The 23,689-nt window shown below is 38.9% G+C and carries 18 protein-coding genes; 8 read left to right on the forward strand and 10 right to left on the reverse strand.

Going from position 1 to position 23,689, the window contains the following annotated elements:
• Positions 1-105: 105 nt before the first annotated feature.
• Together OQX63_RS01750 and OQX63_RS01755 are read right to left on the reverse strand one after the other, a co-directional pair.
• The gene (locus tag OQX63_RS01750) at positions 106-1,224 is read right to left on the reverse strand and encodes a FecR family protein (RefSeq protein WP_265849173.1); all 1,119 of its coding nucleotides are present in this window, start codon (positions 1,222-1,224) and stop codon (positions 106-108) included.
• A gap of 144 nt (positions 1,225-1,368) precedes the next feature.
• Positions 1,369-1,992, reverse strand: coding sequence for an RNA polymerase sigma factor (locus tag OQX63_RS01755; RefSeq protein ID WP_265849174.1), 624 nt, complete (start codon positions 1,990-1,992; stop codon positions 1,369-1,371).
• A 338-nt stretch (positions 1,993-2,330) separates the two neighbouring features.
• On the opposite strand from OQX63_RS01755, the gene OQX63_RS01760 reads away from it, so the two are divergent.
• Together OQX63_RS01760 and OQX63_RS01765 are read left to right on the forward strand one after the other, a co-directional pair.
• Positions 2,331-3,602, forward strand: a complete 1,272-nt coding sequence (locus OQX63_RS01760; protein ID WP_265849175.1) for a carcinine hydrolase/isopenicillin-N N-acyltransferase family protein — start codon at positions 2,331-2,333, stop codon at positions 3,600-3,602.
• Positions 3,603-4,337: 735 nt separating this feature from the next.
• Positions 4,338-5,063 (forward strand): LytR/AlgR family response regulator transcription factor, encoded by a 726-nt coding sequence (locus OQX63_RS01765; protein ID WP_265849176.1) that lies wholly within the window; start codon positions 4,338-4,340, stop codon positions 5,061-5,063.
• A gap of 95 nt (positions 5,064-5,158) precedes the next feature.
• On the opposite strand, the gene OQX63_RS01770 is transcribed toward OQX63_RS01765, so the two are convergent.
• Positions 5,159-5,338 carry a histone H1 gene (locus OQX63_RS01770; protein ID WP_057933955.1) on the reverse strand — a complete coding sequence of 60 codons (180 nt, stop codon included), beginning with the start codon at positions 5,336-5,338 and terminating at the stop codon, positions 5,159-5,161.
• A 352-nt stretch (positions 5,339-5,690) separates the two neighbouring features.
• Here OQX63_RS01770 and OQX63_RS01775 point away from each other — a divergent pair, with 352 nt between their 5' ends.
• The 3 genes from OQX63_RS01775 (at position 5,691) to map (ending at position 8,547) form a co-directional block, all read left to right on the forward strand.
• Positions 5,691-6,845, forward strand: a complete 1,155-nt coding sequence (locus tag OQX63_RS01775) for a helix-turn-helix domain-containing protein (protein WP_265849177.1) — start codon at positions 5,691-5,693, stop codon at positions 6,843-6,845.
• Between the two features lie 174 nt (positions 6,846-7,019).
• Positions 7,020-7,631, forward strand: coding sequence for a Crp/Fnr family transcriptional regulator (locus tag OQX63_RS01780; RefSeq protein ID WP_265849178.1), 612 nt, complete (start codon positions 7,020-7,022; stop codon positions 7,629-7,631).
• A gap of 115 nt (positions 7,632-7,746) precedes the next feature.
• Positions 7,747-8,547, forward strand: coding sequence for a type I methionyl aminopeptidase (gene map / locus OQX63_RS01785; RefSeq protein WP_265849179.1), 801 nt, complete (start codon positions 7,747-7,749; stop codon positions 8,545-8,547).
• Positions 8,548-8,631: 84 nt separating this feature from the next.
• Here map and OQX63_RS01790 read toward each other — a convergent pair whose 3' ends face one another.
• Positions 8,632-9,756, reverse strand: a complete 1,125-nt coding sequence (locus OQX63_RS01790; protein WP_265849180.1) for an AI-2E family transporter — start codon at positions 9,754-9,756, stop codon at positions 8,632-8,634.
• A gap of 196 nt (positions 9,757-9,952) precedes the next feature.
• Between OQX63_RS01790 and mnmE the strand changes: the two genes are divergently transcribed.
• Entirely contained in the window at positions 9,953-11,311 is a 1,359-nt protein-coding gene (gene mnmE / locus OQX63_RS01795) for a tRNA uridine-5-carboxymethylaminomethyl(34) synthesis GTPase MnmE (RefSeq protein ID WP_265849181.1), read from the forward strand.
• A gap of 384 nt (positions 11,312-11,695) precedes the next feature.
• Positions 11,696-11,935 (forward strand): hypothetical protein, encoded by a 240-nt coding sequence (locus OQX63_RS01800; protein WP_265849182.1) that lies wholly within the window; start codon positions 11,696-11,698, stop codon positions 11,933-11,935.
• A 195-nt stretch (positions 11,936-12,130) separates the two neighbouring features.
• On the opposite strand, the gene OQX63_RS01805 is transcribed toward OQX63_RS01800, so the two are convergent.
• Genes OQX63_RS01805 through OQX63_RS01820 form a run of 4 tightly spaced genes read right to left on the reverse strand, consistent with a single transcriptional unit; the run spans position 12,131 to position 20,116 of the window.
• The gene (locus tag OQX63_RS01805) at positions 12,131-14,578 is read right to left on the reverse strand and encodes a glycoside hydrolase family 3 N-terminal domain-containing protein (RefSeq protein ID WP_265849183.1); all 2,448 of its coding nucleotides are present in this window, start codon (positions 14,576-14,578) and stop codon (positions 12,131-12,133) included.
• Between the two features lie 12 nt (positions 14,579-14,590).
• Positions 14,591-15,478 carry an alpha/beta hydrolase gene (locus OQX63_RS01810; protein WP_265849184.1) on the reverse strand — a complete coding sequence of 296 codons (888 nt, stop codon included), beginning with the start codon at positions 15,476-15,478 and terminating at the stop codon, positions 14,591-14,593.
• A gap of 45 nt (positions 15,479-15,523) precedes the next feature.
• Positions 15,524-17,845 (reverse strand): glycoside hydrolase family 3 protein, encoded by a 2,322-nt coding sequence (locus OQX63_RS01815; RefSeq protein WP_265849185.1) that lies wholly within the window; start codon positions 17,843-17,845, stop codon positions 15,524-15,526.
• A gap of 33 nt (positions 17,846-17,878) precedes the next feature.
• On the reverse strand, positions 17,879-20,116 hold the full coding sequence (locus tag OQX63_RS01820) for a hypothetical protein (protein WP_265849186.1): 2,238 nt from the start codon (positions 20,114-20,116) through the stop codon (positions 17,879-17,881).
• A gap of 192 nt (positions 20,117-20,308) precedes the next feature.
• On the opposite strand from OQX63_RS01820, the gene OQX63_RS01825 reads away from it, so the two are divergent.
• The gene (locus OQX63_RS01825; protein ID WP_265849187.1) at positions 20,309-21,043 is read left to right on the forward strand and encodes an NUDIX hydrolase; all 735 of its coding nucleotides are present in this window, start codon (positions 20,309-20,311) and stop codon (positions 21,041-21,043) included.
• A 177-nt stretch (positions 21,044-21,220) separates the two neighbouring features.
• Here the strand turns inward: OQX63_RS01825 and OQX63_RS01830 are convergent, their stop codons facing one another.
• Positions 21,221-22,444 carry a DUF4998 domain-containing protein gene (locus tag OQX63_RS01830; protein ID WP_265849188.1) on the reverse strand — a complete coding sequence of 408 codons (1,224 nt, stop codon included), beginning with the start codon at positions 22,442-22,444 and terminating at the stop codon, positions 21,221-21,223.
• Positions 22,445-22,475: 31 nt separating this feature from the next.
• Positions 22,476-23,678, reverse strand: a complete 1,203-nt coding sequence (locus OQX63_RS01835) for a DUF4959 domain-containing protein (protein ID WP_265849189.1) — start codon at positions 23,676-23,678, stop codon at positions 22,476-22,478.
• Between the last annotated feature and the right edge of the window lie 11 nt (positions 23,679-23,689).

Raw genomic sequence — 23,689 nt, forward strand, 5'->3', positions numbered from 1 at the left:
TAAAGGTAGGATGCTAAATTTCTGGTAGTTTTTTCATCATAAAGTTTAGTTAGTTTGTAAATTGGTTGGTTGATTTTTCCGGCTGTTTAAAGAAGCCATTCTTGTTTAATTTCTTGTTACGGTAAGCACTTTGCCTTTTATATCAATATGAACGTGGTTAAGTTCTAATATTTCAAATACCTCTGCCAGGTTGCTACTTCTTGGAATTTCGCCTATATATTTTTCTGTTGAAATTTTGCCCTGATAAACTACATCTACATCATACCAACGCGAAATCTGCCGCATAATACTTTGCAGATCATCATCATCAAAAGAGAAAATATTATTCTTCCAGGCCATTTCTTTATCAATATCAACCTGCTGATTGAGCGTTAATTTAGCTGTGTTTATATTTAGCTTGGATTGTTCGCCCGGGAGCAGGTTTATAGTACCAGAGGCATTGCTCACTTTTACTGCACCTTCTAAAAGCGTGGTTTTAACGAAAGCTTCATCCCTGTAGGCATTAATATTGAAGTGTGTACCTAAAACTTCAACCGTTTGCGCATGGGTTTTTACCCTAAAAGGACGGGTACGATCTTTAGAAACTTCAAAATAGGCTTCTCCATTTAATTCTACCATTCTTTCATTTTTTGCAAAAGCATAAGGATATTTTAAGGTGGTAGCTGCATTAAGCCAAACCTTTGTTCCATCTGGCAGGCTTACCTGGTATTGTCCGCCACGGGGCGTGCTTATGGTGTTAGAGCCTGTAACCGGGGCATTCGGAATTTCTTTGATGATGTATTCGAGTTGCCCGTTTTTAGCCTTCTGGATAATAATACCATTCTGGCTCGCAATCTGACCGTTTTTAGCATCATCCAGATTTACCACCGTTCCATCGGCTAGTGTTAACATCGCTTTATTTCCGCCAGGAAGAATATTTTTTAATTCGGTTTTGGCAGTTAAAGGAGTAGCGTAATGCTGCATTACAAAATAGAGCCCAACGCTAAGGCATAAAATCAGACTTGCTGCAACGGCAAACCGTTTAACAGTAACCATTTTTACAGATTTACCGCGAGGACTTAACTGGCTCCAAACTTCTTGTTTGCTGGATTCTATTCGGGAATGATGAGGCGCTTCGTTTTCAAAAGGTAATTGCAGATACCAATCTTCTACAACAGCCATCTCTTCGGGCGAACACTTACCAGCAATGTACTTGTCTAAAAGCTTTTTCGCATTTTTCTCCATTAAAAAGAAGTTTGTTTGGGTTGATTAATGTATATACGGCTAAGGTATATGCCTGGGGGTATCAGAATATTATTTTTTTTGAAAAATAATTCAGATACAGCCCATTTGAAGACAAAATGCTTTATTTACACGATCAAAAGCACCCTATTGATAGGTTTTAAAGAGGAAAGCTATATAAATAGCTACACCCAACCTTGATTTAAGAATTCGTAGTGCTTTTTTAACCTGGGTTTTAACAGTTAGTTCCGAAAGACCTAATTCTAATGCAATTTCTTTATGTGTTTTATTCGCTTTGCGACTTAAAATAAATATTTCGCGCATTTTGGGTGGCAAAGCATCAATTTCTTGCTCAATCAATAATGCCATTTGTTTTTCACGCACCAAATAATCGGTAAGCACATGATCTTGATCCATATAATCCTGCAAAGAATCGACGTATTTGCTTTCTACTTTTTGATGTGCAAAAACATCCAGCACACGGTTGCGTACAGCTGTATATAAATAGGCGGATAAGTTACCGTCAGGCGCAACCTGTAAACGTTTTACCCAAAGTGATTCGAACAAGTGATGTAGTACATCTTTCGCTTCCTCTTCATCATTTAAACGTTTACTGGCGTGGATGAAAAGTAGGCCATAAAAACGATTGTAAATTTCGGTAAAAGCCTGCTCGTCACCTTGAGTTAACAAGTACGCCAATTCGCTATCAGAATATGAACCGTAAATACGCATAGAGATCACACAAAGATAATACAATACAACCGGTTTCATTGCAACACATAGGCTGTTATCTTACTAGTACCCTTATGTTTTCATTTTTTTTACAAAACATCGGCACATTTTAGATAAATGCAGATTTGTTCTGTATTCATCCCTTTTTATCGCTGTCCAATTATTCTACTTGAGACTAATACCATTAAATAAATCCGATACTATCTAAACTAGGTAACAACAACAAGAATTATTATATTTACATTGTCAGGTAACGATCGCATATTGTACGGTAATGAACATATTCTGATCTCAATTTCTGTAAAAGGATGCACTGTGGCGCTAACACATGTTTAAGCTTATTGGCACAAACTTGGCACCATTGAAAAAATTTAAACATGAAAAAAATAACGACACTTGCGGTTATCGCTATATTTATTTTCTTTAAACCCAGCCAAGCTTGTACTGTAATTTCCTGTGCACTAAAAGGTGAAGTATTTGCTGCAGCCAACGAAGATGATTACATGGGTTTTGCAAGGATGTGGTTTAACCCTAAAACTGCAGAAAGATATGGTTCGGTTTGTTTCGGACTGCCTGATCTACAAGCACAAGCTGCCATGAATGAACATGGCCTGTTTTACGATTTTACCGCACAAAACATCGATCCTGCTAAATATCACCCTAAAAATGTATACCAGGGAGATCTTTTATTTGAAATTCTTGGCAAATGTAAAACTGTAAAGGAAGCTTTGGTTTATCTTGAAAAATACGATTACGCGATCAGTTCGCAGGTACTAATTGCAGATGCACTTGGAAATTCAATAGTTATTAATGCCGGAACTAAATTACCCAAATCAGGACATTATCAGATCAATACAAATTTTGATATCAGCAAAGTACAAAACAAAACCTATTCTTGCCGAAGATATGATATCTCAGAAGAGATGTTAAAAGAAGTAAAAGCGATAAACGTTCCTTTTTTTCGCGATATATTAAATCGTACCCGACAAGAGGGGAAGTTATCTACTATTTACAGTAATATATATGATCTTAAACGTGGAATAATAACCATATATCATTTTCACGACTTTGAGCATCCTTATGTAATTGACGTAAAGAAAGCGTTAACGAAAGGTTACCGGTTAGAAAAAATAAGTGATCATTTTCCTACAAGCTTTGCTTACGAACAGTTTTTAATGAGCGATAAGCCTATGTACCGGAAAGAGATGATATTGAATGAGATCAATCAAAAAGGATTACAGCCAACTATAGACCGCTATTTCGAATTGGGTAAAAGTACGGATAAAATAGACAGTACAATCAATAACATTTTATTAGAAGTAGGTATTCAACTGGTTAAAGACGCATATAATAAGCATGCCAATGGTGGGATTTGGGAGTACTGGTTTGCAATGCCTGGCGGTTTTAAAATAGAAAGCTTTAATGATAAACGTTTAAATGCAGCTGCAGAAATATTCGATTATTTAGTCGCTGAAAAAGAAACAGACACCAAATTAAAGAATTTTATTTATGAGTTAAACGCTTATGTCAGGCTTATTCAGGGTAACCAGGATAAGGCAAAAGCATATTATACTATAGCTGCAGCGAGCAGTACCAATACCTGGCCGATATCGTTTAACAGATCAAAAAAAATGCTAGCTATTTTATAAATGGCCTTTTGCTGTCACATGATCGGAGTAAAAGGGCTGTCTTAATGCTTTGAAATGGCCTTATACTACGCTCAGGCTGACTTAGGAAAGAATTTATTTAATTTTTAAATACTCTTCATACATAATCATGCAGCCGGGTATTTTGACGAAATACGGAATATCCAGAATTAATTAAAGCATGACCTGATTAAAAATCCTATCTAAAAAAGGGCGCTAATTTAGATAGGAAAGAGAGATAATTTAGATACTATGCTTTTATAGGTAGATGTTAATTTATTTATCAATGTAACATGATCTGCTTTAATATGCCATGCACTTTTTAGATTATGTACTAATATCGCATTCTATTCTCATTTTCAGCGTTTCCTTACATAGATCGGCTTGTTTCCGTTACAGATCGGTGGATATGTTAACCAGATTCTTAAATCAATCAATAAAACATTAGTAACCTTTTCCTAATCATCCATGCTATGAAGTAAATATTGGGCTCTTACGCATAAAATTACCAACAATTCTTTTCATGTTGGACACAAATCATCACCTTTCTACTTTCCAGATTAATGAATCACAAAATTTTATTGAATTACATACATTAATTGCCCTTACATAAACAATAAAGCTGTTTTTATCATTTGAAATAAACCTATGGAGAGGAAAATTAAGGCAAAACATGATAATTATTCTATTTTCACTGCGAAAAGGTGTAAATTCGTTATATAAAAAGAAGATCAACAAATGATTAGGTGTATAGCCATTGACGACCAGCAAAACTCGATCTCGGGTCTTGAAAAATACATAGCGGATACCCCGAATATGGAACTCTTAGCTAGTTACACCGATCCGATGGCAGCTTTAAACGAATTGAAGGATATTGATCTGGTAGATGTGATATTTATGGATATTCAAATGCCACAACTTTCGGGCATTGAACTTTCTAAAGCAATCCGCTCTAAAACCCGGAAGCTGATATTTACCACTTCACATGAGGAATATGCTTTTGAAGCTTTCGAAGCAGATGCAGATGCTTATTTACTTAAACCTTACGGTTATGCTAAATTTGCCTTCACGCTAAACCGGGTTTTTGGACAAGAAACAGAAGATACCGCACAGGAGGATTACTTCTTTGTGAAAAATAAATCTGAAGCACACAAAGCTGTTTTAGTACGATACGCAGACATCATAGCTTTTGAAAGCTTTCACAACTACATCAAAATCCATACTAAAGAGAAAGTAATTATTGCCTATTTAAGCCTGAAAGATGTTAAAGAACAGCTGAACATAGAAAAAGGATTTATCCAACTGCACAGAGGTTATATTATTTCCATTGATCATATTTTACATGTTGAAGGTACAAGGGTAACACTTTCTAACCACACCAGCTTTACAGTGGGCGATCTTTATTATAATGATTTTCGTGACTTTTTTACCGATAAATTGGTTACCAGTAAACGCAGCAAGTAAAGGTAAAGATAGCTTAGCGCACAACACTAGAATATGCATATAAACAGAAAGCCCATCTAGGTGTAGATGGGCTTTCTGTTTAAAGCGAAAACAAATTATTTTGCACTATTTTTTTTATCAGTTACTTCAGCTCTAATTTCCTGGGCTAAAACTTTTAAGTCTTGCATAGCTTTACGTACACGTGTACCTGCTGCAGCATTACCACCATCATAAAATTTAGTTACGTCTGCTTCAACAGAAGAGATTAGATCTTGCACTTTTTTAAATTTGTCCATAATTTTTCTTTTATAGGGATGGTAAACATCCGTTAATTAAATAATATTACTTTTCCGCTAACAATAAACGGGCCGCAAAACTATTGCTTTTTATAAATTAAACAAACGTTTATGCCAAATCATTATTGCAAATAATATAAAAAACCGATAAAAAGATAGGAGCCGATTGGTAATCAGTCCATATTTCGCTCAAACCTCCTCATTTTTAGCATGTAAAGCTTGGGGCATTTCATTATAAAAAAATTTTAAATCAAGGAAATTAATATTGCAATTATGTCTTACCTTGGTTGGAAATATGCAGTCGTTAAATCTTCTCATTAGTACTACTTGTTTATTTTTACTTTTATTCTCCATGCATCTTTTTTTCGCGAAAAGAGGGAATAAACTGTTAAACATATTACTTTCTGTTATATTTTTTGCACGATTTGGACAGGTCCTGACTTCCCTGCTCTTTAAAGCAGGCCAGCCTCATGCTTTAGCATTTTTTCATCAAACTTTTACGCCGTTTTATTTTGCGGCTCCAGCCTGCTTTTACCTATACATTACAGGTTTTCTTCAGGATCGTAAACATTTACAAAAAATAGAATGGCTCCACTTTATTCCTGCTTTGCTGGCCATTATTCATGTAATCCCCTTGCATTTTTCTGTTACCACCGATTGGAATTTAGTGGGTACTCAATTAGCCCAAAACGGTTACTTCTCTTTAAAAGCAAAAACTGGTCTTTTTCCGCCATATTTCCATTACATATTTAGGCCTATGCTGGTAATAGGCTATTTATGCGCCACCTGGATTGAGGTACTACGCCTTAAGAAAAAACCACAACAACCACTCGAAAGCGAAGGCAGAACATGGATTATCTTTTTTCTTCGTGCTGCAACTTTTTTTCAGTTGCTTGGTCTGTTACCTATTATTTTAAGAAGCTTACATATCCCTTACATCAATACTTATTTTATCATACTGAACTGCCTGGCCCTGCTGATTATTTTATTATATACGCTTCACAAGCCCTATATTTTTTATGGCTATTTGCTGGTAGCAGTAAACTGGACTAAAAAACCAGCAACCCAGCAAATAGATATGGATGACCTATTGGTCCCCGCAATTGCAGAAGACACCATGCAACATCCTGTAACCGTAAAAAAGATTAATCTTTTAGCTACACAGCTGGCCGATTATGCCTTTGCTATGAAAGAAATAATGGAAGGGGAACAGCTTTATCTTGTTCACGATTTTCAGATTATCGATCTTGCTGCAAAACTTAACCTCCCCATCCACCACTGTTCTTTCGTGATCAACAAACACATCGGCAAAAATTTCCGCGATTGGATAAATGGCTACCGGGTTAATTATTTTTTGAAACAGTATCCCTTAAAATCAGATAAAATAACCATTGAAGCCATTGCTTCAGAGGCTGGCTTTAAGAGCCAGGCCACATTTTATAATGCATTTAAAAAAGAAACAGGTTTAATGCCAACAGCCTATTTCGCGCAGGACTCAGGCCTTTAGACTGCCGTAAAACCATTTTTTAGTCTAACTATCGTATCGTTAGAGATAACAAATACCTTATTCTTCATTGCCAAACAAAAAGCCAGATACCTTTGGTTTCAGATCATCATTTATATGGCGTCTCAAATGAGTATGCCACGGATCTTTTTACAGAAATCACATCAGGTCTCAGTTATGCACTACAAAACATCATTTTTACGCCCGCTTTTCGATTATCTTGAGCAGTTCTATCCATTATCTGCAGCCTTTAAGGTTGAACTTGAAAAATCCTGTAAGCTTATTCATATCAAAAAAAGCAAATACATTCTTTCTCCAATAGATACGAATGTTTATCTATATTTTTTGGTAAGCGGACTGGTACGTGGTTTTATACGTGATGGTAAAAATGATATCAGCACCTGGTTTAGCACAGGCAAAGAAATTATTGGCGCTATACGTCACCCCCATCAGCAACCCAGCCACTCTTTTGAGTATCTTCAGGCCCTCGAAGAATGCCAGCTGATCTGCATTCCATACACCTTAATCGATTTATTGTACACTAACTATCCGGAGTCTAACCTAATCGTTAGAAAACTGTTGGCACTTCAGCATTATGCGGCATCAGAACGTGCTATTCTTGCACGTATACCAAAAGCCATGGGCAGATACCGTAAACTTTTGGAAAGCGGTTTGGATATCAGCAGAATACCGCTGCGCTATCTGGCCAGTTACCTTGGTATGCGCTTAGAAACCCTGAGCAGAATAAGAAATAAGGTTTTAACCCATGATTATCGGTTATGTTGTTAATGGAAAGCAAATTGAGTATCCAACTACTATCCTATTTTGATTAGGTAAATCAATTATTTTATCACATTTCTTTCCTCTTTTCTCGGTTTGCGCTTCTTTTGTTAAATTTGCAGCAATGATTTTATATAAAACCAACGAAGAAGTAGAACTGATGCAGATTAGTGCGCTACTGGTGAGCGATACCCTTGCAGAAGTAGCTAAAATACTAAAGCCAGGCATCACCACACTGGAGATTGATAAATTAGCAAACGAATTTATACTGGATAATGGTGCTGTACCTTCCTTTTACAATTATAATGGCTTTCCTTTTCATATTATTACCTCGGTAAACGATGTGGTTGTACATGGTTTTCCAACCAAAGATGAATTGAAAGACGGAGATATTATCTCAGTGGATGTAGGTACGATTAAAAATGGTTTCCATGGCGACCATGCTTATACCTTTATCATAGGTGAAGTGTCTCCGGCGATATTAAACCTGGTCAAAACAACTAAAGAATCACTTTTTCTTGGAATTAAAGAAGCTGTTGTGGGCAAACGCATTGGCGATATTGGTGCAGCCATCCAAAATCATAACGAAAAGCAGGGTTACGGAGTAGTAAGAGACCTTGTAGGCCATGGTTTGGGTAAAGAGATGCACGAAGATCCGCAAGTACCTAATTACGGAAGAAAAGGCACTGGTTTACTTTTAAGAGAAAATCTGGTCATGGCCATTGAACCAATGATTAATATGGGTAAAAAAGATGTTTTTCTGGATGAAGACGGCTGGACCATTAGAACGGCTGATGGCAGTCCATCTGTGCATTTTGAGCACGATGTATGTGTTAAAAAAGGTGAAGCACTTATTCTTTCTAACTATGCTCCTATTGAGGCTGCAGAGAAGCAGAACAGTAACCTCAATACTTCATATTATTAATATAACACAAAACGCAAGGAGATCTTGTAAAAATTAGATTCCTTGCGCTTTAAGTTTCTGTATAAATCGGATGATTAGAAACAACTACCCTTTTTCAATTCCCGATTTGGTAGCCACCGGTTTTTTCTTCCTAAAAATAGGGAAAGTCATGGGACTTTTGGCCGGGCGTTCATCGCCAAGTAATACCCCCCATTGTTTAAACGATTCTGTACGATCAAAAATAACTTTGAGAACCGCTACGATGGGCAACGCCAGGAACATCCCCGAAATCCCAGCAATGCTACCTCCGATAAATACACCGAGGATAGCAAATAAAGCATTTATTTTCACTTTAGAGCCCACAATACGCGGCATCAAAATGTTATTATCTAAAAACTGAACAAAAGCAATTACCCCTAAAACGGTCAGCACTGGCCATAACTCCTGTGAAGAGGTAAGTGTTAGCAACACCCCTATCACGTTACCGATTAATGCGCCCACATAAGGGATCAGATTTAATATGGCAAAGATTACCCCTATTAATAAGGCATGTTTGATACCAATCAACATCAATATTCCACCCAGTAAAATGGTCATGTAGGTGATCTGAATCAACAATCCGATCAAATAGCTTTTAATAATCGATTCGGTTTCATAAATGGCTTCCTTTACTTTAGGATGGTCGTCTGCTTTAAACCACATAAAGATAAAACGCAGGATGATGTCTTTATAGAAAAGCATCAGGTAAATATAAATAGGTAACAAACCGATAAACACAAAAATTCCGCTTAAAGTAAGAGCAGCGCCACCAGCCATTGATGTACCCATATTCATTAAATCATCACTTTTGGCCTGGATAAAGGCTTTTTGCTGTTTATCGTTATAGTGGGTGATGCGACTGATCCAATCGCTTAACGAATTGATATGTTGCGTTACGTTAGCCTTGATCTGCGGAAAATCTTTAACTAAAATCCCAATCTGGTTCGAAAAAAACCAGATTATCAAAGCCACAAAAAGGGCCACCAATAAAATGGGTAAAATAATGGCCAGTGATTCGGGTACTTTCTTTCTTTTTAAAAAGCGATACACGGGCAGCAGCATAATGCTGATGAAAAATGCCATCAATATCGGCATGATAATATCTCGTCCGATAACCATCACTGCTGCGATGGCCATCAGCCCCAATAATTCTATCGATCGTTTTACAGTTAGGGGTAAATTGTTCGTCATAAAAAGCTTATTCTGATTTGAGATTTAAACACCATCGGTATTAAAATGTTTTAAATAAGTTTGGAGTTGAGCGCATGGCGTTTAGCGGCGATTAACCGCATCTAACAACTAACCGATTAACCCTGATCAAAAAAATTACTTCTCTTACACCATATACCCATAGATTAGCCTTATTTTTGCAGCTTTAATACCACACATGAATAATCAAGACACCATTATTGCTTTATCTACACCCTCAGGTTCTGGCGCCATTGGCGTAATCCGTTTATCTGGTCCAGAGGCTATTTCACTTACCAATGCCGTATTTGCAGGAAAAGATTTAGAAAAGCAGGCCACACACACTTTACATTTTGGATTGGTTAAAGATGGCGATCATATTGTGGATGAAGTGGTAGCAGGTTTATTTGTTGCCCCAAAATCGTATACCAAAGAGCATGTGGTCGAAATTTCCTGCCATGGTTCCAATTATATTATTCAACAGATTATTAACCTGTTAATTAGCAAAGGTGCCCGGGCGGCCAAACCCGGTGAATTTACATTACGTGCCTTTTTAAACGGTGCTTTCGATCTAAGTCAGGCAGAAGCCGTTGCCGATTTAATTGCCTCCAATTCCAAAGCATCGCATGATGTAGCCATGCAACAGATGCGTGGTGGCTTTGCCAACGAATTAAAGGGGTTACGCGAACAGTTGATCCATTTTGCTTCGATGATTGAACTTGAGCTTGATTTTGCCGAAGAAGATGTAGAGTTTGCCAACCGCGAACAGCTAAAAAACCTGGTTAACAAAATCAATTACGTTTTACAACGCCTCATCTCCTCTTTCGAAATGGGAAATGTGATTAAAAATGGCGTGCCCATTGTAATTGCAGGTAAACCAAATGTGGGTAAATCTACCTTATTAAATGCCCTGCTAAATGAAGAGCGAGCCATCGTTTCGGATATTGCCGGCACCACACGCGATACCATTGAGGACGAACTGACCATTGGCGGTATCGTTTTCCGTTTTATCGATACGGCCGGAATCCGCGATACCGCCGATATTATTGAAGCTTTGGGTGTAGAACGTACCTTAGAGAAAATGAAACAGGCCAAACTGATCATTTACATGGCCGATGCCGCTCAAAGCACGGCAGAAATTGAAGAGCAAATCCGCGGTTTGGCGCAATTGGCTATCCCCTATTTAATTTTGGTTAATAAAGCCGAACTTCTTAATGATGTACAACGCAAAGCTTTCGAAGCTTTAAACGTAGTTTTTATTTCAGCTAAAGAAAAGCAAGGCATCGAAGAATTAAAAACTACCTTACTGGAACAGGTTAACCTGCATCATATCAATACCAGCGAAACTTTGGTCACTAATATTCGCCATGTAGAGGCTTTAAAACAAACCGAACATGCATTGCAAAGGGTTTTAGCTAATGTAGATAACCCGGTAACTTCCGATTTCTTGGCTATGGACATTAAACAGGCCCTGCATTATCTTGGTGAAATTACCGGTACCGTAACTACCGATGATTTGTTGGAAAATATTTTTACGAAATTTTGTATTGGCAAATAACCCCTAAAAACAACCACGAGACATGATAACTTACTACAAACAATTTACTGATTGTTAACGACTTAAATCAAAAACTATTTTTCAAAAAAAATAATTTTAAAACTTTTGCTATAATCCACAAAGGAATACGCAGGATTGAAACCAGAAAGAGGCTGCTGTGGAAAGTATCCGGCTCACGGCATCGCACTTATTAAAGACCTTCAGCGTTCTGGTGATATGCATCACTACACCGGGGCATTCGCTAACCAAGCGATGTAAAACGGCTTGCTTTGATAGAAAATGTAATCCAAAAGATTAAGTAATTTTGAATCTACTCCAAACCAATCAGCAGAAAATTTGTCTTATGATAGCATCTGCACCGAATGCAGACCTACAATTACTAATATGGAAAACTTAACATTATCCGAAAATGCCAAAAGGTTTATGGACTACGCCATAGACACGATTAATGCCATGAACGGTGCTCCCGAGCATAGTTCAGCCCAAAAAGATGAAGTGATCATTCGCATTAGTACGCTTAAAACCTTACTAGGCGAACTTGAACAGTCTTATCTTGATAATGCGCCGAGTGATATGACATCACCTGTGGATCCTGAATATATTGCCGCTGCCGGACACAGTTAAACAATAAAATCATATCTTAAGCTGTAAACAAAGCTAGAAATATTGGAGATTAATCTCTGTTTTGTTAATATCAGCGTATAATACCACCTTGTTGACTAGAGGGAAAAAATCTAATATTACTTAATAATGAAAAGCGGTTTGATTTAAATACAATATTAAAAACACAAGCTGCCCTTAATTCAGGCAGCCTGTAGATTATTTACTTTTCAGTTCGCTAATTGGAGCAGTTAATGTAAATGCTTTATGCACTTTTTCCACTTCCAGTTCCTGCGGCAATGAGCATTCAGCAGTTTGTTTTATATTTAAAGATGATGAGCCAATAGCCACTTTATAGACTCCGGTTTCAGCAATCCAGGCACTTTTACTTTCCATAAACGAGGCTAAATCTTTCGGAGACAGGGTTAACTGTAAAGTTTCTGACTGGCCAGGTTTAAGTAGCGTGGTTTTAGCAAAAGCTTTAAGTTCTTCAACGGGTTTATCAATATTTTGATGTGGTGCTGAAAGATACAATTGTACAATTTCTTTACCGGCAACCTTACCAGTATTTTTTACCGTAATGAATGCGGTTAACTTTCCATTAAAAGTTTTGCTACTCAATTTAAGGTCGGCATATTCAAAATTTGTATAAGACAGACCATAACCAAATTCAAACGATGGTTTTACCTTAAATGTATTGAAATAGCGATAACCTACATAAATCCCCTCTTCATAAGTTACATTTTCCGGATTCGGGATAGGTGTGCCCGGCCAGTTTTTAGCCGATGGCGTATCTTCATATTTTATAGGGAAAGTCATCGTTAATTTACCCGATGGATTTACTTTTCCCGAGAGAATATCCGCAACAGAATTTCCTCCCTCCTGTCCTGGCTGCCACGATAATAAAATCGCATCAACTTTATCTTTCCAGCTAGCAGTTTCAATTACCCCACCAATATTTAAAATTACCACCACTTTTTTCCCTTTTGCATGGAAAGCCCCGGTTACATTATTAATTAGGGTTACTTCATCAGCAGCAAGGTTAAAATCGTTATCAACCGTTCTATCTCCTCCTTCACCCGAGTTTCTGCCAATCGTAATAATGGCCAGTTCTGTAGTTTCTGCTTTTTTAGCAATGAGTTCTTTGCTTAATTCAAGTTCAGGCAATCTTTGTGGCAAAGCCAAAATACCACGTTCTTTACGGCTCTCCAGTTCTGCAGCTTTTTCTTTTGCGACAAATGGAGTGTACAATGTTTTCAGTTCGGCATCTAATTGATAACCGCCTTTTTCTAAACCTTCTATCAATGAAACAGTGTATGCCTCGTTTACATCGCCACTTCCGGTACCACCGGCAATAAAATCATAAGAAGTTACACCAAAGGCCGAAATTGCTTTTGCCTTGGCGGTGTAGGGCAATAAGTTATTGTTGTTTTTAAGCAAAACCATTCCTTCAGCAGCAGCATTTCTGGCTATTTCTGCATTGGCTTTAAGGTTTGGCTTGTTGCTATATTTGTATTTGGCTGTGGTTGGCGATTTAAAAACCAATTCTAAAATCCTCCTGAGATTGGCATCAACTACAGACTTAGCAAGTTTTCCGTTTTTCATGTTTTCTAAAATGGCTGCTTTTTGCGCAGGAAGCCCTGGCATAAGCAGGTCGTTACCAGCCTCTTGTTGTGCTACCACATTGCTTGTTCCTGCTTTTAAAGCACTGAAACCAGCATAACCACCAAACCAGTCGGTCATTACAATACCTTTAAATCCCCATTCATCGCGGAGGATATCGGTTAAAAGATCTTTTCTTGCAGAGGTGTAGGTTCCATTGATCAGATTATAAGATGACATCACCGTCCAGGGATTTGATTCTTTAACGGTAATCTCAAAACCTTTCAGATAAAGCTCCCGCATGGTCCTTTCGGTGATGTGCTCATTGATGGATAGGCGATTGGTTTCCTGGTTGTTTGCCGCAAAGTGTTTGATCGAAGTACCAACCCCGTTTGATTGGATGCCGTTAACCATCGCTGCTGCGATTTTACCTGCAATTAAGGGATCTTCGGAATAATACTCAAAGTTACGTCCATTTAACGGATTGCGGTGGATGTTTAAAGCAGGTGCCAAAAGCACATCAACACCATATTCTTTCACTTCATTACCCATGGCTTTACCAACACGCTGAATCAATTCTGGGTTCCAGGTCGAGGCCAATGCAGTACCCACGGGAAAAGCGGTACAGTAATAGGTATTTTTATCGTTATCACGGATGGGTTTAATACGCAGTCCGGCTGGGCCATCGGCCACAATAATTTCGGGGATGCCCAACCGCTTAATTTTGTAAGTACCACCCGCAGCACCCGGCACCCGGCCTTCAACGGCGCCAACAACTGGTGTAAGTCCGTTGAAACCAGGCATTCCCGTACCCATCAGCATCGATGCTTTTTCTTCATCGGTCATTTTGCTGATCAGATCATCAATCCGTTCGCTTATCGGAAGCCTGTAATCTTCATACTTATCCAGTTTACCGTTCCTGTTCATATCTTCAAAGGTAAAACCGTTTATGGTTAAGGTTGGGTTTTTTCCATTTGTGGAAGCATTTTTCCAAGAGATATTGGCAAATACCAATACCCCCATCAGCGAAAGCTTAAGCACCCCGTTAACATGGTTCTTTTTCATAATCTATATTTATTAATTCATTAACTTTTGATATTTCAACCAATCTTCAAACCGATCGGCCCAGCTATCTACAGGTAGGTTTTGTTTGCCCATACCAAAGCCATGGCCACCTTTTTCGTACATATGGAGTTCTACAGGATAGCCACCATCAAGCCATTTATTGTATAACTGGATGCTTCTTGGTGCAAGCTTTAACTGATCATCGCTGGCTGCACAAACAAACATTGGGGTAACCTTTTTTGGCATTGGTTTTTGCAGCAAATCAGCCGCCGGACCACCATAAATAGAGGCTACAAAATTTGGAATGTAAACTGTATTATTGTTTAACACCGTTTGCATGGCAACCGTACTGCCAGCAGAAAAACCAATAATCCCGATCTGGCTGCCTTTTACACCAAATTTCGATGCATTTTCATAAACATATTCGAGTGCCTTTTTACCATCCTCTGCGGCCAATTCAATTACGGGTGCAGTCTGTTTCTCAAAAGTGGCGCGATCTTTCAACTTATCCATCATTTCTTTTGCAGGGTCGTTAGTGATGGTTTCTACCAAACGGTATTTGAGCACAAAAGCAGTAATTCCTTTTTCGCTTAACCTTTTGGCAAGGTCTATTCCCTCTCTGTTGATGGATAAACTCTGAAAACCTCCTCCAGGCGCAATTACAATGGCTGTACCCGTATTCTGCACACCTTGCGGTACTTTGTAAACCAATAAAGCTGGCGAGGTAACGTTGTAAACCACTTCTGTTTTAAACAGTTCGGAATAGGTTTGGGCCTCCTTTTGTTTCCAGTTTTCTGATCCCGGGGCAACGCCATTGTATAATTTAACAGTTTCTTGTGCTTTTACCGACATGGAGAAACTTAAAGCGACTAGCAGTATTAAGATAATTTTATTTTTCATGATGTTATATTTTAGTGAATTGAATTAAAACGAACTTTAAATTTTTCATGGTTTCACAGCTTTATACTGCGCTGTTCTGGCATCTTTAATTACACCTTTCCAGTTTAAGCCGTAGCCAAAATCGTAACGGTTGCCTTCGGTATCCTGATGCGGAACCAGATCGAACGGCACATCTTCTTTTTGCTCTTCAACGGTTTTCATATCCGCTGGCATCTGTACCGGAAGCAGGCCTGATGGTTCTATGTTACCAGAAATAATATCCAGAACGGCTTGTGTTGATACACCAAAATTTAGTACAATACCATTTACCGACTTTTCGAATTCATTAAAGATCATTGGTTTTGACGCCGTAACCGAAACAATTACCGGTTTACCTTTCATCATTTCTTTAGTATCCAAAATGGTCCTTAAATCCATCGTATTGGCAGCGGTAACCGTTTTGCCTTTGTAATTGCGATCTTTAATGGTAGGGTCGATTACCTGATCGCCAGCGGCAATACTTTTTGCCCTCGTATATGCTGCAGTGTAAGTGCCATATTGTAATGAAATTGGCACATAACCATTGCTGCCGTTATTCCTGTCGTTAATGTCGTAACCGCCTTCGGCACTCTGCGGACTGGTTACAAAAACCAAGGCAAAATCAGCCTGATCGGGATTATCGGTTACGTTATAATATTTTTTAACCAACTCTAAATTTACAGGATAATCTAACCTGGCAGGTGTATAAACTCCCCACCAATCTTTTGTGGGAGCCGAATAAATTTTAGGGATATAAACAGTTTTCTTTTCTTTGAGCGGCAAAATGTTGGCCTTGTTTTTTAAGAGTATTACTGATTTAAGCTGCGCATCATATCCAGCTTTCATAAACCCGGCATTACCCACAGTAGCTTTAGTTTCGGCTACATTTAAATAAGGATTTTCGAAAAGCCCTACACGGAAAATGTTTTTCAGTAAACGTACTGCCGATCGCTCAAAACGTGCCCTCATAAATTTCTCACCATATTCTTTAATGCCCATTTGATAGGCTTCCAGAACCGGTTTTTTATCGTTGTTACCACCAAACTGGTCAACACCTGCCATTAACACCTTGTAATGTCTTTCTGCAATACTTAATGCCTCAGCTCCCCAGGGCTTTCCTGCAAATAGGTTTGGCGTTTTACCCTCATCTCCGGTAACCAGCCAATCGGTGCACACCACACCATCATAACCATATTTATCGCGCAGCAGATCGGTTATGATATATTTGCTGTAACCATTGGCTACGTTTTCGTTGTACTTTTTATCCTGATCGAAAGTGATGGTATAATAGGGCATTACGGCAGAAGCCTTACCTGTTTTTCCATTTAATTTAAATCCACCATTTACAAAAGGATCAATATGCTGCTGCAGGTTATTACCTGGATAAACGGCGAATTTCCCATAAGCCCAATGTCCGTCTCTACCACCTTCTTCTGCCCCACCACTCGGCCAATGTTTAACCATCGCATTTACACTTTTGTAGCCCCAGCCATCTTTAATTTCATGCTTACCATAAGAAGTTTGAAAACCATCAATGTAAGCCCTGGCCATATCGGTAGTTAATAAAGGGCTTTCGCCAAAGGTCATGGCAATGCGGTACCAACGGGGTTCACTGCCTAAATCTATCTGAGGAGATAATGCCGTAGCAATGCCCAGGGCGCGGTATTCTTTTGCAGCAATCTGGCCAAACTGTTGCACAATTTTTGGATCGAAGGTAGCTGCCATGCCCAAACCATCGGGCCATAAAGAAATTTTCCCTCCGGCACCTGCATTAAATTCGCTGGTAACTAAAGCAGTATTTCGTGGATCGGTACTGTTGTTCGCGGGGATACCCAGGCCGATTCCTTCTACAAAGGCCTGTGCATTGTTGTTCCAAATGGCGGCCACTTCCGGCGTTTGCACACTGGTGATTAAAACATGACGAAGGTTATCGTCCTTGAAAAACTGTTTCTGTTGATCGGTTAGATCAGAGGCGCTGGCCTTACTTTCCGGAAAAATCTTGCCATCATAAGTGCCTGCATTATAACCCGAAATCCCTGCCGGCATGGCCTGATGACGGCTGTATAACATTAGACCTGCAATCTGCTCAACCGACATTTTTGAGGCCAGGTCCTTAGCCCGCTCATCGGCAGATAAACGCCAGTCTTCATACCTGTCCAGCTTACCGTTTTTATTTAAATCCTTAAATTTTTTACCCCCAATAGTTAAAATTTTAAGGCCTGAGGCTGATGAATAACCGAGTGTTGCACCATTGTTATTTTCTACCAGCGTAAAACCATCATTTTGCTGTGCATTTACCGCAAAACAGGCTAAAACACCTAGGGTTAATGTTGTTGTAATTTTTTTCATCTGTTTATTATTTACATGTGGCGCTTTCTGATGTTAAAACCTAAAATTAAGTGAGGCCTCAAGCGTAAATGGACGGATATACGAGCCTACTAAAAGTTGGTTATAATAAGCTGAGTCATCGGTAATCAGCTCTGCTCCATTGATTGTGCCCTTAGCACCGGTCTGGTTTAAGAAGTTTACCGCAGTTACGCCAAAATCAAAGTGTTTGTTAATTTTATAGTTTACACCTCCAAAGGTTTCCCACCTTGCGGCGAAATAAAGCGCATTGGTGAGGTTGGCAAACTGCTTACTGAAATAGCGGAAACTTGCCCAGACCTTTACGTTTTTATAGGTGTAACTCGGATCGATCTCCATTAAGATTTTAGAAATCTCCAGTACGTTTTTATTATCGTAAGAGTAACTTTTGCCAAATGCATTAAAATTATAGTTTTTATAAATTGGGTTCTGGAAAGTTACCAGATAGTGCAGGTTAAACCCTTTAAATGGATTGGTTACAATGTCGGTAGTCCAGCCTACCGTCTGGATATCGTAATTTACGGTAGCCACCTGAGAATCGCTTCCATTGCTAGGATTAACCAGATTTAGCCGTGCCTGATAATTGTTTCTGGTAAGATAGGTAGCCTGGGAAACTACACTAAATTTATCATGGTTAAAATAAAGCCCGAATGCACCTAACGGACTTTTTGTTTTATCCACATTGGGTACAACAGCTCCAGAATAACTTTCTAACCTACCATTGTTTTCTGCATAGGTAAAATCAGCCAAGAGCCCTAGCTTATCGGTAATTTTATAAACTGCATTAACAGATCCGCCAAGGTGGAACCAATTATTATCGATGTAGGTTTTCTGACGCTGATCAAACACAAAACCACTGGTTCTTGGGGTTAAGTAGTAATCGCCCTTAACTTTTTGGTAGCGTAAATTCAGGCCATAGTTAAGGGATAGTTTATTTGAAATTTGCCATTTATCAGAAAAATAGGCCGATAATTTATTTTCGTATCCATTATGGTATTCTCCGCCAACATTATAGTTGTAAAAACCATCCGAATCGGTATTTGAACTACCGCCAGCAGTATTTCTAACCAATTTCCGGGGATTGGCCTCTACGGTTTGGTAGTAGAAAGAACGGCTCGAGGTAAATTTATCTACATCATAAAAATATTCGGTTAAACCGATCCTTAAATCATGGTTATTTACTTTTTTTGTAATTTCAAACCTGGACATTGCCGTTTTCGTAGGCACCTTTGGCGAGCTCAAAGCCAACATCGAATTTACATTTCCGGCATAGTCCTCCCCTGTTGATTGATAAGAAAATCCACCACCTGATGCAGTTTGAAAAATACTTAGCGGAATAGTTGTAAGTGTTGTTGCTTCTGCATACCTGAAACGGGTAGAAAAATTAAACTTCCATCCGTTACCCAGTTTATAATTTCCCAGCACATCAAAAGACTGGGAAGTTGAGGCAGCATCGTTATTACCTAAATTTTTATAACTGAATTCTCCGGTTAAAATATCTTTCACTTTTACCGTTCCATCATTGATAATATAAGAATCCCTACCGATTCTGAAATTATCCAATTCCTGCACCTGCCCGTTTTCCTTATACTGGAAAACTGCATAATTGGTTAAAGAGATAGATTTGGCATATTTATAAAGGAAACTGATCTCACCTTTATCCTTTTTAAAGCGTTTGGTTAAACCGGCACGATAAATCTGGGTTTTATCAGAATAGTTAGAAAACCGAACATCAAACGAATTTGGATCATAGTTCTGATAAATACCGGCTACATAAGACCAGCCATTGGATAATGGACCGGAAACATTTACATCGCCTTTAAGCCAACCATAATGACTGGCCGACAAATTACCTACCATTTCGAACTTTGGCGTTCCCAGTTTGGTATAAGAGTTTACCGCGAAACCCAGATCGCCAGTGGTAATAACCGATTCCCCTATTTTTAGCAGACCCGTTTTGGCCAGGCTTACACTCTGGCGCCATGTTCTGTTAGGCAGTTCGGGCCAGAAAAAATACACCACAGGCAAATCGTTTTCCTGGATGGTAATACCTCCAACAGTTGAAGGAAGACCAATATTTACATCTCTTGGCCCGGTATTGTTTGCTGCATTGAGCATTACATTTCGGTTATCTTCTTCTTTTTTCTCTACAATTTTCTTTTGTGGGATGGAGTCTCTCTTTACAGGATCTTGGGCAAATATAGGAATGGAAAATGCCGACATTAAAAACAGTAAAATGCTTTTAGGGGTGCTCATAACTAACGAATAATTAAACTATCTGATATTTTATTGATTGTTTTTTGAAGCATAAAAATTTTTGAGGCGAGATAAATTGGTTAGAAAAAATCAAGCGACTTTTCATTGCTTCATTATGAAGCAATATTAAGATGTTTAATTAAGAAAAACAAATTATTAATTTCGACGTCTAAAAAACATTACTTTACAGCAATGATTATTCAAGAAATACAAGATGCGAGTGCCGAAATGTGGCGTAAATCCCTACCCCATATTTCAATTGACAGTGTAGTGTTTGGCTTTCGCGATAACAGCTTAAAAGTGCTGTTGCTAAAACTGAAAAACGAAGACAACTGGATCCTGCCGGGAGGTTATGTAAACAAAGATGAATCTATTGATGATGCAGCAAAGCGGATCTTATTTGAGCGCAGCGGAGTGGATAAAATTTTTCTGAATAATTTTGGTGTTTTTGGCGATCTTAACCGCTCGGAAGGCTATTTTGAAAGCTATCCGGATGATTTATGGCACAAGCAACGTTTTATCACCATCGGCTATTACGCCCTGGTTGATTATACACAGGTAATTCCTGTTGCAGATAATTTTTCTGACAAATGTGAGTGGATCCCGGTTGATAAGCTACCTAATATGGTGATGGATCATGCAGTAATCTTACAAAAAGCATTAAGTACGTTAAGGGAACACATCAGCTACAAACCTATCGGCTATAACCTGCTTCCCAACACCTTTACCATGCCAGAGCTACAATCATTATATGAAACCATACTGGGACAAAAGCTGAACCGGGGAAACTTCTACAGAAAAATGATGCGTTACAATATTTTGATCAAACTTGACGAACCCAGAAAAGGTGGAGCACATAAGGCTCCGAACCTCTATAGGTTTGATGAGCAAAATTATGAGAAAGCAATAAACGAATTTAGGTTTTAGTCTGACAATCAAGTTGAATTAAAGCAACCACTAATTAGTTATTTTTTGCAACGATTTTGAAATTTACAGCTGATGGGTCCAGACAGCGTTAACAAAAAGCTTTTTCCGGAATCGGCAACTCAGAACAATGAGGTTATAAAAAAAGCGCCAGAATGTTCTGGCGCTCAGGAAACCTTTCTAATTAGTTTTGGGCAAATATTTCAGGCGAACCTGACTAATTCTCCAGAAAGTGCCATCTCCGGCTCCTTTATTTTGAACATTGCCAACGAAACCAAGCGACACTTTCTTTTCGGTAGTTAATGTAAAAGTAATCTTACGTGTACCTGGTGCATTAGTCTTGGCGTAGGCCAATGAAGATGCAATGTTGCCTGTATTGGGTATGCCGTCTCCTTCGGCCGCTACAGTATAGAAGTCTCCCCCTGCGGTACAATCGGGGATATCCATTTCGAAGGTGTACAATCCAGCTGGTAAAACAGGGCTTTGATAAATTTTACCATCAGTAATGGTAACCATATTATCTGCTGACCATCCTGCTTCCATGGCCAGTTGAGGGCCGCCAAACCAGGCATCTACCCCACCGTAAAATACACCTGCTGCCTGCCTGAAATTTCGCACGGCATCATTGGTTGTCCAGCCAGTTGGTATTCCCCATCTGTCTCCCTTCACACTGGTAGTAAAGGGGATCCTGGTGTTTGATAGATACTGAGCAGTAACATCCTTTAAAACACCAACCTGAACAAATTCCGTATAAAAAGTATCTATACTTGTTTTAGTGGGCAGGTACAAGGTCCTGGTGCTAATGGTAGATGCCGTACTGGCAAGGTCATTCAATACGGTACGTTCGCTTGCTATAGGTACCCTGACAGTTTTTAATCCGGTTGTAGAATTGTACCTGATTTCAGTAGCGAAAGGTCCTGCCGAAGGATCAATGGTTAGCCAATCAATTGCAGTTTCGCCATTGGCCTGGGTTGCGCTGCCAATTACACGATTGGTTAATGAAGCAGCATAACGTGGGCCATAAACCCGCCCTACGGCATTAACAGCAATAGAACGGTTCCCTGCAGCATCAAAAGTGTACACTAAAAAGCTGCGTACCCCTTCTTCAACATTAAAAATCTGACTGAATTTTCGGGAATCTGTATTCATATTTACCGAATACTCGATCGAATCTTTCCGATCATTCCAAAAGATTTTAATCTTGTTGATTTTCGGATCGGCTTTTAATAGACCGGTCAGCTGTACGCGATTGTTACCTGGGTTAATTTTAACTGAATCCAGTTTACCCGAGTAAAGGATATCTCCTTCATCCAGGTATTTTTTATAATCATCCGGCTTAGAGCAACCAAACAGCGCTACTGCTGCAAGGGAAACAAGGACGGTTTTCTTTATTTTGTATTTCATCTCCTTAGTTCTAAATAATGAATCAAATTGTTTACTGTGCCGAGCCATAAACCTCTATTTCATTGATACTTTGCGCGGTTCCACCTGCCCAATTTTCGAGGCATCTGATCCTCAGATAGCGCACTTTAGGTGCAGCGAGATCAATGTCCCAACTAAAACCAGCTGCCGCAGTGGCCTGATCTTCTGCATTATCATTCCCATAAGGCAATCCAGAAGGTTTTTTAACCTCGTAACTACCCAGCAGAATCCAGCTTGAGTCTAAAGCTCCATTTAGATTTGGGCTACTGGAACCATAGATTTCGAACCTTTTCATCGTAGAGAGATAATAATATCTTATTCCTTCTGGGAAAGGGCGAATCCAAACCCGGCTTAATTTCGCCGAAACGCCAGTATCAAAACTGACCATATGCGGCCCATTACCACCATTGATCTGATGCGTAAAACTTGTATAGGGCCAGCCGAGCCTGCCATCCCAGGCATAATTCAGCGCAGCGCCGTTGGTAACCTGAGGAGCGTCGCCAGGTAATACCAAAGCCCTGAAAAGTGATGGATTGAGCTTGGCTTCAAATATTGGATTTATTGTTTTGTAAAGCGTGTCGGAACTGTTTCCCCATTTGTCTTTAACAAAAATTGCCAATTCCTGCTTTGAGGTATCCAGTCCCCTGATTTTCGATAGAATTGCATCAGTACGGGTAAATATGCTCCTGAAATTATCCACTTCAAATTGCTTAAAAACATTCCTCTTCATTACCATTATGGAAATATTATCTCTTGTTGGATTTGTAGCCGCAAGATTATATCCACCAAAGGCATCGATAACCTGGATGCTTTTAAATACTTTACGGAATGGGGCTTCCAGGGGTTTTACTTTTACCATAGTTGGTTGTGAAAGTACTTCGCTCCTGCTTACAGAATACAGTGATACCTGATGCTCCAGCGTATCGGCAAATCCTTCAACTACAACAGTATCTTTATAAAAGGAGGATTTGGCTTCAAAATTAGTACCATTAGCCAGTTTAAATACTGCTTTGACATACAATAAATTCTTATCGTTTGGTAGCTTATAGGTAATTCTGGCTTTACCGTTCAAATTCTCAACACGGATATTACTTACCATTTGCGGCACAGTTCCGTCATGCTCTTTTGGACCACCAAGTTCTTCCTCTTTACAGGAAAACAAGGCTGATACCAATGTAAACAGTAGTAAGTAATTTATTATTTTCTTTGATTTCATGATTTTTATCT

The organism is Pedobacter sp. PF22-3 (assembly GCF_026239555.1).
GTDB lineage: Bacteria > Bacteroidota > Bacteroidia > Sphingobacteriales > Sphingobacteriaceae > Pedobacter.

Coding starts and splice junctions, on each gene's coding strand:
- OQX63_RS01830 (WP_265849188.1), bottom strand. CDS start 22,444: ATGAAATACAAAATAAAGAAAACCGTCCTTGTTTCCCTTGCAGCAGTA.
- OQX63_RS01780 (WP_265849178.1), top strand. CDS start 7,020: ATGCACTACAAAACATCATTTTTACGCCCGCTTTTCGATTATCTTGAG.
- OQX63_RS01755 (WP_265849174.1), bottom strand. CDS start 1,992: ATGAAACCGGTTGTATTGTATTATCTTTGTGTGATCTCTATGCGTATT.
- OQX63_RS01825 (WP_265849187.1), top strand. CDS start 20,309: ATGATTATTCAAGAAATACAAGATGCGAGTGCCGAAATGTGGCGTAAA.
- OQX63_RS01805 (WP_265849183.1), bottom strand. CDS start 14,578: ATGAAAAAGAACCATGTTAACGGGGTGCTTAAGCTTTCGCTGATGGGG.
- OQX63_RS01760 (WP_265849175.1), top strand. CDS start 2,331: ATGAAAAAAATAACGACACTTGCGGTTATCGCTATATTTATTTTCTTT.
- OQX63_RS01835 (WP_265849189.1), bottom strand. CDS start 23,678: ATGAAATCAAAGAAAATAATAAATTACTTACTACTGTTTACATTGGTA.
- OQX63_RS01765 (WP_265849176.1), top strand. CDS start 4,338: ATGATTAGGTGTATAGCCATTGACGACCAGCAAAACTCGATCTCGGGT.
- OQX63_RS01820 (WP_265849186.1), bottom strand. CDS start 20,116: ATGAGCACCCCTAAAAGCATTTTACTGTTTTTAATGTCGGCATTTTCC.
- OQX63_RS01750 (WP_265849173.1), bottom strand. CDS start 1,224: ATGGAGAAAAATGCGAAAAAGCTTTTAGACAAGTACATTGCTGGTAAG.
- OQX63_RS01800 (WP_265849182.1), top strand. CDS start 11,696: ATGGAAAACTTAACATTATCCGAAAATGCCAAAAGGTTTATGGACTAC.
- OQX63_RS01810 (WP_265849184.1), bottom strand. CDS start 15,478: ATGAAAAATAAAATTATCTTAATACTGCTAGTCGCTTTAAGTTTCTCC.
- mnmE (WP_265849181.1), top strand. CDS start 9,953: ATGAATAATCAAGACACCATTATTGCTTTATCTACACCCTCAGGTTCT.
- OQX63_RS01790 (WP_265849180.1), bottom strand. CDS start 9,756: ATGACGAACAATTTACCCCTAACTGTAAAACGATCGATAGAATTATTG.
- OQX63_RS01815 (WP_265849185.1), bottom strand. CDS start 17,845: ATGAAAAAAATTACAACAACATTAACCCTAGGTGTTTTAGCCTGTTTT.
- map (WP_265849179.1), top strand. CDS start 7,747: ATGATTTTATATAAAACCAACGAAGAAGTAGAACTGATGCAGATTAGT.
- OQX63_RS01770 (WP_057933955.1), bottom strand. CDS start 5,338: ATGGACAAATTTAAAAAAGTGCAAGATCTAATCTCTTCTGTTGAAGCA.
- OQX63_RS01775 (WP_265849177.1), top strand. CDS start 5,691: ATGCATCTTTTTTTCGCGAAAAGAGGGAATAAACTGTTAAACATATTA.